Below are 12,804 nucleotides of genomic sequence, written 5' to 3' on the forward strand. Positions count from 1 at the left end.
CGGTTAGAACAGTTCGCGGTACTGGTTGAATCCAGAGCCGACCTTCACCCGGGACGTGAACGGCGACGACGCCTTGCCCGTGCCGTTGTACAGCCACAGGTTGCCCTTGGGATCGCGGGCGAGGAGGTCGCTGTGGCCGTCGCCGTCGACGTCACCCGTGGCCACCAGCTTATTGAACTGGTTCCAGCCGGGACCCACCTTCACGCGGGGCGCGAACGGCTTCCGCAGATCGCCCGTGCCCTTGTACAGCCAGAGGACGCCCTGCTTGTCGCGGGCGACGATGTCCGGCTTGCCGTCGCCGGTCAGGTCACCCTGACCGGCGATCTGGGTGAACTGGTTCCAGCCGGGGCCGACCTTGACGCGCGGTGCCAGCGAGCCGTCCGCCTTGGTCTGAAAGCGCCACAGGACGCCCTGCTTGTCGCGGGCCAGCAGGTCGGGGTGCTTGGCGCCGCCCAGGGTGCCGGGGGAGAACACGACGTTGTACCGACCCCAGCCGGTGGCCACCTTCTTGAGGCGCCCGTTGCGCCAGAGATTCAGCGCGCCGTCGTCCATGACGTGGTACGCACCGTCCTGGTAGCCGGTCAGATCGGGGTCGATCGACACCCCGTACCTGAAGTGCGGCCAGACGTAGGCGCCCGACCGCTCGTCGAAGCCGCCCTTCCCGTCGGCCATGTAGACGTACATCTGGCCCGACGGCAGGATCCCGGAGAGGAGGAAGAACGGTGCGGCTGGGGTGGGCTTGTGCTGCCCGGCCGCGGCGACGCTCCGGGCGACGTTCTTCGCCGGAACGGTCGTCGCAGGAGCGTCGGCCAGAGCGGTACCGGCCGTGGCACCGGCCAGAACGACGCTGATCGCCGAGGTGACGAGACGCGACAGCGCGCGGGCACGCCGGGAAGACTGGGTCACGTATGACTCCATGAGGTATGCGGAAACCAGGCGGTGCGCTCCGCATAGGTGTGGGGAGCGCCCGCATCATTGTCCGGATCCTTGCACGTTTGTACCAGTGGTTTTTGCGGTGGGTGAGGAATGTTGAATTCCGCCCGGAGGGCAACGCGGAAGGACGGCAACCCCGTTGCGGTCGGCCTGCTCCGTAGAGCGGCCGACCTGCTGGTGGCAGCCACGGACTTTGCAGCGCTTCACCCTCAGCCGTCCGCCTCCGAAGGCATTTACTGGAAATCGAGCCATCTCTCAGGACAGACGACATATACATCGGGGCCAACGTAAAGATCGAGCCTTCTCAGCTGCTCGGGCATGCGAGGCCGCCCGCTACCCGATTCTTAAGCACACAAGGAAGTGGCAAGTCATCAGCCACTGGAACGAACTCGAAGAGACATGGCAAGGCATCGTTGCAGGTGCAGGTGCAGGTCAGAAGGCATTTTAAGGTCAGCAAGTCAGCACAAAATCAGCATCGGTGGCGCTACGCCGGGAAACAGGCCGACCCCCGGGGGCTCATGGGGCACGCTGTGGTCCAGACCTCCGGACCGTTTCGACGAGCAGGACCGATCGAGCCTCGGGAGACGACCTGGCGGCCGTACGGCAGGACCTGACCAGGAAGGAACGCCGGGGCCGACGGTGAGTTCCTGATCCGACAAGGGGCTCCCGGCCAGACGTACGGTCAGGCGGGTGCGGAGCTGTGCGTAGGGCTCGTTGGCGCGGCCCGCGCCGTGCGCGGCCGAGATCAGGGGTTCCGGCAGGTAGTGCACTTCCGCGTCGTCGTCCACGAGGAGGGAAGCCAAGGCCGCCGCGACCGCCACTGGCCCGGCTCACGCCCTACCCGCCTGGCAGACCTACCGCCACCGCTTCCTGGAGCACTGCGGGCCGCACGTGCTGGTCCCGCTACTGGAGTGCACCGACCCGGTCACCGGCATCGGCCTGCCGGACGGCTTCCACGCATCCACCAGCGCTGCATGGGCACCTTGGGTCGAATCCGATGCGAAGGGTTGACCAGTTGATCCTGGCATGTATTCTCTAATTGAGAGATCGTTTAGCAAGACCTCGGTAGACGTCGGTAGACCTCGGAGGGATCCTTGTTAGACCGATTAGACCGGTTATGCCGGTTCGATTGGAAGTTGCAAGTCAGCGATCCAGTTACTGCCAGTGGACATACCTATAACGAGGCTTACCTTCACGGGGTGCACGGTTTCGCCAGGGGGCACGTCCATTACCGTGTAGCTGTTGAATTTCTTGCTCCTCCCTCGACGCGCCGGAGGGGTGATCACGTAAAGAGATGCCCGGACAATCTGGAGTACGGGCATTTCGACGTGACTTGTGATGCCGGTATGCGCGATAATATTCTTGAGGGTTTTGCTAAGAATTGCGCAGAGCCCGTCATTTATGCGAGATCAGAAGAATTCACGCCCATTCCCGAGCGGCGCAAATGGCTCATGAAGCGTGCCGCTAGCCAGATGAATTCCCAGCATATGACTGAGCGAATCTCATCGCGCCCGGTTCGGATGTGGGCAGGACCCCGTAACGCAACGAAGCCCCTCGATGTCGCATGGAGAGCCAACCGCCGTGCAACACAAGGAGCTTCGCTGGCGCACCTATCGCGCCACGCTCGACGTACCCTCCACCCTGGTTTCCTGACGAGAGAGCCTGACCGCCGCCCGGAGGGATGACGCGGGCGGTATCCGGCGGGCCCTGGCGCCGTGGGGCCAGGCGCTCGTGCTGCTGGCCTTCCTTGCCAAGGGCGACACGTTTGAACAGCTCGGATGCCACTTCAGGATCGGCGCCGAGACCGCCCGCCGTTACGTCAACGAGGGCATCGATGCCCTCGCCGCGCTGGGCCCCAGCATGGCCGACGCCTCGCCGCCTCCGGGCAAGAGCGGCGCCTGCTGCGGGGCGGCGCCTTGCTGTCCGCCTGGCGCTGCAACCAGCCCGGCCTCCGAGGCCAACGGATCCGCTCTACCAGGCCAAACACCGCGAACACGGCATGAACGTGCAGGCGCTGACCACCACCGAGGGGAGCTGGTCTCCCTTGGCGAGGTCCGGGCCGGCTCCACGCACGACCTGACCGCCGCCCGCGCCGACGGCATCATCGAGTCGCCGCCGAGCAGGACGTGGAGATCACCGTCGACTCTGGCTACCGAGGCGCCGACGGCGCCGTCCGCACCCCGGTCAAGCGCCCCAAGGGCAAGAGCCGCAATGGCTGGGAGAAGCTGGCCACCACTGCCCTGGTCAAGCATCGGATGCGCGTGCCCTGCCTATAGAAGTGCTTCGGGATAGAAGCGCTACGGAATGCCGCGGGCGATGCCGAGGCCGTCGAGACGACCATCGCCATGATGACGTACGAAACCGACTCCGTCGGTGACTCTTTCGCAGAGCAATAGCAGCCACGACATCTCACTGAACGAAGGGGAAGACCTTGACTGAAACATTTTCCGGTCGGCATATCGAAATAGCCTGGCCCGACCTGGGTATCACCGTGACCGCGGAACTCGACGGCCGCAACCCTGAACTTGCCGACGCACTGTGGGAGGCATTGCCCTACCAGAGTCTGCAGGGACACGCGCTGGTGGCGGGACAGCATCTCTATCACGCGGCACCGATCCCGTCGCTTCTGCATCTGTCCGCGTCCACTCGGATCGCGGATCGACGCGAGGCGCCCGATGGGACCGTATTCTGCTCCGCGCTACAGCATTTGGGCATCAAGTACGGCACGTTAACCGAACCGATGCCGGCATCCCCGGTGGGCCAGATCCGGCAGGAAGATATGCCCGCACTACGGGAGGCCGGGCAGGCGGTCTGGGATTCGGTCTATTCGACGAAGAAGCCGATCCTGGCGGAGGTCCGCAAGGCGGGAACCGAAGGCGGCCACCGTATTCCGCAATTGACCGCCGCAGATCCCGACGCGAATCGTCTCATCCAGGACGTGTACACCGCGACCGAGCGTGCTTGGCTGTCCGGACCACAGGAACTCGTTGACCTCCACGAGGGGGTGATTCCTTCCGGGGCGGGCAGTTTTGAGACGGTGTTGCCCACACTGTTGTTCGTCAACGGTGAGACCCGCCCACTGGGGTACGCCACCTACGGCGGTCTGGTCCGGGCCGCGGTCCAGGACATGCCGATGGATTCCTTGCGGCACATGACGCGCCTGCTGGTCGGTCTTCCGGCCGAGTTTCTGGGCTACTGCGGCCTGGAGCAGCTTTGGAGTTTCACCCAGCGCTTCCTGAGCTGCCTCGACCAGCTCGATCGCGACGATTTCCTGAGTGTGGTGAGCCAACTGGCCCTCTACGTCAACTGTTTGGGCGGTTGGAATCTGCACCTGTACCCGTGGGACACCGCAGATCACCTGCGCCAACTGCGCACCGACGAATTGGTCCGCCAGCCGTGAGCCAACTCCCCGAACGCACGGACGCCGTCGTCATCGGCGGGGGCGTCATCGGCAACTCAATAGCGTCCCAGCTCGCCGAGGCAGGCGTCGGTACCGTCCTGCTGGAGCGTGGCGCGCTCGGCTCGGGATCGTCCGGCACCACTGCGGGCGTTGTACGTACCTACTTTCCCGGCAACGCTCTCATCAGCAGCCTTGCCGTCCGGAGCCTGGCGGCTTACCACGCCTTCACCGAACGGACCGGAAACGACCTCGGCTTGACGCGTATCGGCTTACTCGTGCTGTTCACCGACGAACACCAGGTGCAGGACTTCCGAGACACCCAAGCTGCCCAGCAGGCAGCTGGAGTGGACGTCGAACTCGTGACCGCTGCTGAAGCAGCGCGGCTCAACCCGCTGGTCGACGAGCGAAGCATCCTGGCGGCAGCCTGGTCGCCCGAAGCCTACGCCTGCGATCCCGCCGCGATCGTGCGCGGCTATGCCACAGCCGCCCAGCAGGCCGGCGCCCTTCTGTGCACGGAAACACCCGTCACCGGCATCGACCCAGATGGGCGGGTCCACACGCCTGCGGGCAGCATCCGCGCCGACACCATCGTCTGCGCGGCAGGCCCCTGGGCGGGAACGGTCGCCGCCATGGCCGACGTGCGCATTCCCGTGACCACCTACCCCGTCGAAATGCTTCTGACCGACACCCCTGGTAATGCCCCGCGCAACGCTCTGCCGATGACCATGCACCCTTCCAGCCTGCGGATTCGTAGCTGGGGAGACCGCGTTCTCGTCGGGATGGGCCGCCCCGCTCCGGACGAAACCCGACAGACCTGGCTGCAGAGGGTGTCACACCGCGTCGGCACGACGTTCCCGACCCTCGCCGGCAACGGCCTCGAGCACGGGTGGAGCGGAGACCTCGATGTCAGTCCGGACGGGATGGCTTTCATCGGGCGCGCTCACTCCCGCCCGTTCTTCTATGCGGCTGGATTCTCCGGTCAGGGACTGTGCCAGGCACCTGCCGCCGGAGAGATCATCCGAGACCTCGTGCTCGACAAGAGTTCCTGGATCGACACGGCCGGCCTCTCCACTGCCCGCTGTCTCAGTGGTTCGGCCGAGACCGGGTAGGAACGCGCTGGCGTGCGGCGGAGAGAGGGGCGCGAACGGTGAGCCGACGTCGCGCGCCGGTTTCCTTGGCATTGTTCACTTCTTTCGAGAGGGAAATCCATGGTCGAGCACACTGGCGGAGAGTTCGTTCGGGAGATGATGCGGTGGCACTTCAGTCCGGAGACCGGGTCACCGTTCTGGCTGAAACGGGCCGAGACTCTCGACTTCGATCCGCTGACCGATGTCCGGGATTTCGACGATCTCGGCTTGTTTCCCAATGTGGTGGACGAGCTGCGCGACGTCGGCGTCCGTGACCTGATTCCTCGTGGCTACGGTGACGAGCACGGGGCGGCCGTCTACGAAAGCGGCGGTACCACAGGGCAGCCCAAGCGAGTGGCGTACGCCGCGGAGTGGCAGCGGAGCAGCGTCGCATGGTTCAGCGAGCGACTGGATGCTCACGGCGTACCTCGCAATGTCGACTGGGTCAGTGCGGTTCCCAGCGGGCCGCACAATGTCGGAGCGATGGCGGTCGACACCGCGATGGCTCGGGGTGGGCTGAACTTCAGCATCGATCTGGACCCGCGATGGGTGAAGAAGCTGCTCGCGCAGGGCCGGACGGACATGGCCGACGCCTACACCGACCACATCATCGAACAGGTCGGCTACATTCTGGCCGGCCAGGATGTGGGCGTACTCTTCGGTACCCCGCCGATGCTGGAGCGCCTCGCGCAGCACGATGATCTGGTCGAGTTGGTGAACCGGAAGGTTCGCGCGATCATCTGGGGCGGTACGCATCTGGACGCCGACACCCGAGATCTGCTGCGCGACGAGGTGTTCGGAAACGCCAAGTTCGTCGGCGGGTACGGCGGCACAATGATGCTGGGGACATCGGTCGAGCGGCCCGGCCTCGGTGACGACGAGCCGTGCGTGTTCGACTCCTTCGCCCCGTACACCACGTTCCGGGTGATCGACCCCGACACCGGCCGGGTCGTTCCGTACGGCGAGCGCGGGCAGATCGTTCTGCATCACATGAGCCGAACTGCCTTGCTGGTCAACAACATCGAGCGGGACTACGCAACCCGGATCGCACCGGTGGATGGCGGCTTCGGTGATGCGGTCGCAGATGTCGCACCCGTGGCGTCCTTCGGCGATACGAAGGTGATCGAGGGCGTGTACTGATGTTGTCCCTGGACGTTCTCGGCCCCGGCGGCCCCTATCGGTCCCGGCGCCAGGAGAGCATTCGAGATCTTGCCGGAAACCCGGTCGCGACACTGAGTCTCGCACCCTCGCTCTACATCACCCGCGCAATAAAGGCCCTGCGCCGAGCGCCGGCGCTACCCCTCGACACACGGATCGCCGCGTTCGCACAGGCGGGCCGGGCTTTCGCCACGCAGTCGATCGGGGGGCTGACGGCCCAGGAATATCAGCGCACCGTCAGCGCGGTCACCGGGATACCGATCACGGTGGTGCGCAATGCCACCGACGACATCGCGCGGGCCGCCGAGCGGATCCACCACAGCGTCGAGAACGCGCGGCCGGCCGCTGCGGTCGGCTCGTGGCGCGATCCGCGGGCTCAGGGCGGTGCGGCGGTGTGGACCCGGCGCGGTGAGGTATTCGCCGTCCATGCGGCGGGCAATCACCCTGCGGTGCACCAGGGTTGGTTCGATGCTCTCGCGCTCGGCTACCGCGTTGCCGTGCGTCCCTCCCGTCGTGAGCCGTTCACCCCACATCGGCTGATCACTGCCCTGCGCGAGGCCGGTTTCGGCGACGAGGGAATCGCGTTGCTGCCCACCGACCACAACGTGGCCGACGACATCCTTCGGCACGCCGACTTCGGAATGGTGTACGGCGGCGCGGATGTCGTGGGCAAATATGCGGGCGATGGGCGCATTCTGCCGCAGGGCCCCGGGCGCTCCAAGATACTCATCACTGCCGAAACCGAGTGGGAGCCGATCGTCGACACCATCGTGGAGTCGATCAGCAGTGGTGGGGGCGTCGGTTGCGTCAACGCCACCGGCGTACTGGTCGAGGGCGACCCCTCCCCCGTGGCCAGGGCGATCGCCGAACGCCTCGCCGCGCTGCCCAGCCTGCCCGCGACGGACGAACGCGCAGTCCTGCCCGTGATGCCCGTCGGTCCCGCCCGTCGGTGGGACGGGTATCTGCGGCAGCGGGCAGCGGGCACCAAGGCGTGGCTCGGCGGTGACGGTATCGTCGACGATCTCGGCGATGGTTCCGCCGTGCTCCGGCCGGCGGTGCACCAGCTCGACAGCCCGTTCGCCGAACAGCTCGGGATGGAATTGGGCTTCCCCTGTGCGTGGGTTGCACCGTGGGACCGCGACGCCGGGATCCGGCCGCTGCGCGACACCCTCGTCCTCACTGCCGTCACCACCGACGAGGACCTGATCGACGCATTGGTGGCCGAGCCGACCATCGCCAACGTCTACGTCGGCGCCCATCCGACACCGTGGATGGAGCACGGACTGCCGCACGACGGCTACCTCGCTGAATTCCTCATGCGCACCAAGACGATTCGACGCTGACCCACGAGGGCGCTGTGCCGGGCAGCGCCCTCGTTCGGCTGCCGAGGTCAGCGGTGGTCCGCCAGGTGCGACGTGTCGTTCAGCAATTGCACCGACGCATTCCCGTCCCCGTCATAGGCCACGGCCGACAATGAGGCAGCCGAGAGCTCCATCCGGAACAGCGACGCGGGCGGTGCGCCCAGCGCCAGCCGAACCAGCGTCCGCAACACCCCGACGTGCGAAACGACCAACACGGTCTGTCCCTTGTACCGCGCCAGGAGCCGGTCCCGCGAGAGCGCGGCCCGGCGCGCAACCGCGGTGAACGTCTCCCCCGTTCCGCCCGGCACCGCCGCCGGGGAGGCGCGCCATGCTGCCAGCTCGTCCGGGTAGCGCTCGCCCACCTCGGCGAACGTAAGTCCCTCCCAGGCACCGAAATCCGCCTCAGTGAGCCCTTCGTCGACGTGGACTTCCAGGCCCAGCCGTCGTGCCGCAGTCTCGGCCGTCTGCTGGGCTCGGCACAGCGGTGAGGACACCACCGCCTGCACCGCACCGCGTGCCACGAGCATCCTCGCGGCGGCCTCGGCCTGCCGTTGCCCGGCTTCCGACAACGCCGGATCGGAGCCGCCGCTGCCGGACAACCGCTTCTCCGGTGTCAATGCCGTCTCACCGTGGCGTAACAGCATGAGGGTCGTGGGGCTTTCGCTTTCCTGGTCGGCGGGCGCGAAATTCGCGCCGGCCGTTCCACGACTAATTCTGGCGCCGATGCGCATCGGGGCACCCCTTTCGATCCCAGCCCCCGTCGCCGGTGGCATTGTGGCGAATTGAGCAGTTCAGCGCAGTGCGGCCATGACTGGCGCGAAGTTCTCCATGTTGTATTCCATGACCGTGAAGTAGGTGAAGCCGTAGCGTTCGCGGCGTTCCTTGATTTGTTGCGCCATCTCCACCGGGGTTCCGATCAACACGCTGGGCAGGTCCTCGAGGCTGTCCGCAGCGTCGGGCAGCAGCGGATCGAACCTGTCCGGTATCGCGCTGCGTTCGGCGGGCGGAATCACCTGTTGCACCATGATATTGAGCTCGACATCGTCGGCGCGGTCACCGAGCAGGCCGCGCACATAGGCGACCCGTTCTTCCGTCTGCGCGACTCCGGCCAGATGGAGGACATCACCGGTGGTGTTGGCCCAGCCTCCGGTGAAGGCGATGATGTCGGCGTGCGTGGCGGCCAGCCGCAGCAGCCGGTCGCCCCAACCCCCAATCAGCAGCGGCGGACCGGATGGTTGGGCTGGACGCGGCTGATGTTCCGTGTCCTCAAACAGACGGCGCAACGTCGTGACAGTCCGTTCCAGCTGTTCGACCCGCTTTCCGCCGCTGGGGAACGGTATCTCCGCGGTGTCGAACTCGGCCTTCACATAGCCTGCGCCGAGCCCGAGTTCCAAACGCCCGTCGACGAATTGGTCGGTGCTCGCCACATCACGCGCGAGAAGAACGGGGTTGTAGAAGGGCGTGTTCAACACGAACGTAGACAGCCGTACCCGTTCGGTCGTTTCGGCTGCGAGCACCATTGCTGGAAACGGCGCGGAGAATCCCAGGTGATCGGCCACTCCGACTACATCAAAACCGAGTTCCTCGGCTCTGCGGCACTTCGCGATCCACTCGCGTCGCGATCCGGGAACGAACATGTTGACACCGAAACGGAAGGGGCGTTGTAAAGGCATTGTGAATGTATACCATGCGGTGATTCCCCCGTCATTCCGCTGGGTGGGACGACATCATCTCCATCAGTTATCCATTGAGGTGTTCTCGGCAACCAGGGCAGGCCTGGGGGCACATGGCGTACGCGCTGTGCACCCAGGCCGTCATCCGGGCCGAGGCTGACCCACGCGATGCCCGGCTGGTCAAGGCGTGGCGATCCGCTCTTGGCGTGCTGGTGGGTCAGACTGCGGCTGCCAGGGCGTCGAACTCGTCGTCGGTGAGGGTGATGCGGGCGGCCTCGGCGTTTTCCTCCAGGTGGGCGGTCCGGGAGGTGCCGGGGATGGGGAGCATGACCGGGGAGCGGTGCAGTAGCCAGGCGAGGGCGAGTTGGGAGGGGCTGGCGCCGTGTCGTTTGGCGGCGGCGTCGAGCGGGCCGCCGGAGCGGGCGAGTTCGCCGGTGGCTATGGGGAACCACGGGATGAAGGCGATGTTCTCGCGCTCGGCGTACTCAAGGACGTCTTCGGCGCTGCGGTTGGCGAGGTTGAAGAGGTTCTGCACGGAGGCGATCTCCGTGATCGTGCGGGCCTCCTCGAGCTGCTGGACGGTCACTTCGGAGACGCCGATGTGGTGGATCTTGCCTTCTTTCTGAAGCAGGACGAGCTCGCCCAACTGGTCAGCGAGCGGCACCTGCTCGTCGATGCGGTGCAGCTGGTAGAGGCCGATCCGTTCCACGCCGAGGTGGCGCAGGCTCAGCTCGGCCTGCTGGCGCAGGTACTCGGGTCGGCCTAAAGGTCGCCAGTCGTCGGGGCCGGGGCGGGTCAGCCCGCCCTTGGTGGCGATGAGTAGGTCGTCGGCGTAGGGGTGCAGAGCCTCGCGGATGAGCCGCTCGCTGACGAAGGGGCCGTAGGAGTCGGCGGTGTCGATGAAGTTGATGCCCAGCTCGACGGCGCGGCGCAGCACCCGTACGGCTTCGGCCGGGTCCTTGGGCTCACCCCAGATGCCGGGTCCGGTGAGTTGCATGGCGCCGTAGCCGAGGCGGTTGACGGTCAGGTCGCCGCCGAGGGCGAAGGAGCCGGAGGCTTCTGCGGGGCGGGAGCTGTTCTGTTGGCTCATGTGACCCATTTCTTTCGCTTGGAATCTGCGGAGTAACTGCCCCGAAACCGCGGGACAGTCAGGTGGAGTCCCGGAGTCCCGGAGTCCGTCTGCCGGGCGGCTCCATGTCCTGCTGCGGGGTCATGGGGTGCCGGGTGTGAGGAGTGCGGGAGGCAGGGGCGTGATGGTGGCGGAAGTGCGGCTGCTTATAGGCCGAATACCGTTGTGGCCCCGTCAGGCCCCTTTGCTCGGTGTGCCGGGGTCGCACGGTGGCCGGCACCGCCTGGAATGCGTCTTCCGCCGTCGGGTCTGACGGCCATGTGCGGGATGCTCTATTCCGTATGAGGGCTCTTCAGGCCGTGCTTGTCATGACGACCTGCCATGGCGATGAATACCGCTCCGAGCGCACAGGCGATGCCGGCTGCGAGGTAGGCGAGGTGGTAGCCGGTGAGCTGGTCGTTGCTGGTCGCTGCGACCAGGACCATGACCGCCACTCCGACGCTGGCGCCGATCTGCTGTGCCACGACATTCACCGCCCCGGCGACCGCGTGCCGGTCCGGCTCGACGCCGGTGAGCGCGGCGGACGTCATCGAGGGGAAGTTCAGTCCCTGACCGATGCCGCTGATCACCAGGCCGGGCAACACATGCAGCAGATAGTTGCCTTGGTGCGGGGTGCTCATCCACAGCGCTGTTCCTCCGCCGATCAGGACGAGCCCAACGACCATCAGCGTTCGCGGCGTGTACGTGGCGAGCAGGCGTCCGGTGACGAAGTTGGCGGTGAGGAACACGCCCGCCGACATCGGTACCAGGGCGAGACCGGACTGGAGCGGAGAGTACTTCAGCATCTCCTGGAGATACAGCGGCGCGAAGAACAGCATCCCGACCGAGCCCATGTACTGGAGGAACGCTGCCAGGCTCGCGCCCCGTACCGATGCAAGCCGGAAGAGGCCGAGCGGAAGCACCGGGTCGGCGGTGCGGTGCTCGTGCACGACGAAGAAGACCAGGCAGGCCACTGCGACGCAGAGTGCGCTCCATGCCAAGGTGCCGGAACTGCTCGCGCCGACGACCAGCAGGGTGAGGCCGAGAGTGCCCGAGATCGCACCCGGCAGGTCCAGCCGGCCGCCGCGCCCGACACCACTGGGCAGCCCGGCGCGCGTCGCGGCCAGCACAGCCAGCCCCAATATCACCGAGAACCACAGCACCGACCGCCAGCCGAGGAACTGGGTCAGTACACCGCCCAGCAGCACCCCGCCGCTGAAGCTCGCCGCGCCGACCGCGGCGTACACACTGAGTGCCCGGTTGCGCGCCGGACCGGCCGGAAACACCTCGGTCAGCAGGGCCAGTGCGGCCGGACCTGACAGGGCCGCGCCGATGCCCTGGATCGCCCGCGCACCGAGCAGGACCCCGGTGTCCGGCGCCACGGCCCCGGCCAACGCGGCCACCGTGAACAGGGCGACACCGCACTCGAACACCGGCCGTCGGCCGAAGACATCGGCCAGACGGCCGCCCACCAGCAGGAATCCGGCGAACGTGACGGCGTAGGCAATCATGACCCACTGGAGCGTGGCTTCGTCCAGATCGAAATGCGCTCCCACGGACGGCAGGGCGGCATTGAGCACCCCCAGACCGCTCACGTCCAGTGCGAGCGCCCCGGCCAGCACCCCAAGTGCCAGGCCCGGCCTGTGTCGTGGCATCGCCTCGGTACTGGTCATGCGGGCCTCCCGAGGAACGCGCTGCGCCATAATCGGGCGAGCACCTCACCCACGACCGCTACCGGCGTGCCGGGTCGTGCGGCCACAGGACGGTGTGGGGAATGTCTGGATAACGCGTCGCCGGCGCCGGCCACGAGCGGCTGAGGTGGGGTGGCGCGTTCCCTCCGTCCGGTCCCTGCCACCAGACCGTGGGCGTCAGCCACCGTCGGTTCATGTTTCATGATTTTCATGCCGAGCAGCTTGCAGTGCCGCTCGACTGCTGTCTAGCCCGGTCCTCCTCGTATGCCACCGGAGCATCCCTGTCCCGTAACTGGCGTGGCGGTTGGTGGCATTGGCCCGGTACCGGTGGCGCGATCTCAGCGGCTGGTCCG

At 66.5% G+C, this 12,804-nt stretch carries 9 protein-coding genes and 2 pseudogenes; 6 read left to right on the forward strand and 5 right to left on the reverse strand.

The window, feature by feature from the left end:
- Positions 1-3: 3 nt before the first annotated feature.
- Positions 4-906 carry a VCBS repeat-containing protein gene (locus AB0G84_RS11865; RefSeq protein WP_361318743.1) on the reverse strand — a complete coding sequence of 301 codons (903 nt, stop codon included), beginning with the start codon at positions 904-906 and terminating at the stop codon, positions 4-6.
- 882 nt (positions 907-1,788) lie between these two features.
- On the opposite strand from AB0G84_RS11865, the pseudogene AB0G84_RS11870 reads away from it, so the two are divergent.
- The 6 genes and pseudogenes from AB0G84_RS11870 to AB0G84_RS11895 all read left to right on the forward strand — a co-directional run.
- A pseudogene (locus tag AB0G84_RS11870) lies at positions 1,789-1,944 on the forward strand (lantibiotic dehydratase); the annotation flags it as partial.
- A 1,115-nt stretch (positions 1,945-3,059) separates the two neighbouring features.
- On the forward strand, positions 3,060-3,209 hold the full coding sequence (locus AB0G84_RS11875) for a hypothetical protein (protein WP_361318745.1): 150 nt from the start codon (positions 3,060-3,062) through the stop codon (positions 3,207-3,209).
- A 155-nt stretch (positions 3,210-3,364) separates the two neighbouring features.
- Positions 3,365-4,333: a hypothetical protein gene (locus AB0G84_RS11880; RefSeq protein WP_361318747.1), complete on the forward strand. Its 969-nt coding sequence runs from the start codon at positions 3,365-3,367 to the stop codon at positions 4,331-4,333.
- The gene (locus tag AB0G84_RS11885) at positions 4,330-5,442 is read left to right on the forward strand and encodes an FAD-dependent oxidoreductase (RefSeq protein WP_361318749.1); all 1,113 of its coding nucleotides are present in this window, start codon (positions 4,330-4,332) and stop codon (positions 5,440-5,442) included. The genes AB0G84_RS11880 and AB0G84_RS11885 overlap by 4 nt, the downstream gene beginning before the upstream one ends.
- Before the next feature lie 99 nt (positions 5,443-5,541).
- Entirely contained in the window at positions 5,542-6,600 is a 1,059-nt protein-coding gene (locus tag AB0G84_RS11890) for an AMP-binding protein (protein ID WP_361318751.1), read from the forward strand.
- Complete coding sequence (locus tag AB0G84_RS11895; protein ID WP_361318753.1) at positions 6,600-7,961, forward strand: aldehyde dehydrogenase family protein; 1,362 nt, start codon at positions 6,600-6,602, stop codon at positions 7,959-7,961. Before AB0G84_RS11890 ends, AB0G84_RS11895 begins: the two co-directional genes overlap by 1 nt.
- 47 nt (positions 7,962-8,008) lie before the next feature.
- On the opposite strand, the pseudogene AB0G84_RS11900 reads toward AB0G84_RS11895, so the two are convergent.
- The 4 genes and pseudogenes from AB0G84_RS11900 to AB0G84_RS11915 all read right to left on the reverse strand — a co-directional run.
- Positions 8,009-8,638, reverse strand: a pseudogene (locus tag AB0G84_RS11900) (histidine phosphatase family protein); the annotation flags it as partial.
- 132 nt (positions 8,639-8,770) lie between these two features.
- On the reverse strand, positions 8,771-9,652 hold the full coding sequence (locus AB0G84_RS11905) for an LLM class F420-dependent oxidoreductase (RefSeq protein WP_361318755.1): 882 nt from the start codon (positions 9,650-9,652) through the stop codon (positions 8,771-8,773).
- Positions 9,653-9,869: 217 nt separating this feature from the next.
- Complete coding sequence (locus AB0G84_RS11910) at positions 9,870-10,742, reverse strand: aldo/keto reductase (protein WP_361318757.1); 873 nt, start codon at positions 10,740-10,742, stop codon at positions 9,870-9,872.
- A 311-nt stretch (positions 10,743-11,053) separates the two neighbouring features.
- Complete coding sequence (locus AB0G84_RS11915) at positions 11,054-12,433, reverse strand: MFS transporter (protein WP_361318759.1); 1,380 nt, start codon at positions 12,431-12,433, stop codon at positions 11,054-11,056.
- Positions 12,434-12,804: the final 371 nt, after the last annotated feature.

It is taken from the genome of Streptomyces sp. NPDC020742, assembly GCF_040641675.1.
In the GTDB taxonomy this organism is placed as follows: Bacteria; Actinomycetota; Actinomycetes; order Streptomycetales; family Streptomycetaceae; genus Streptomyces.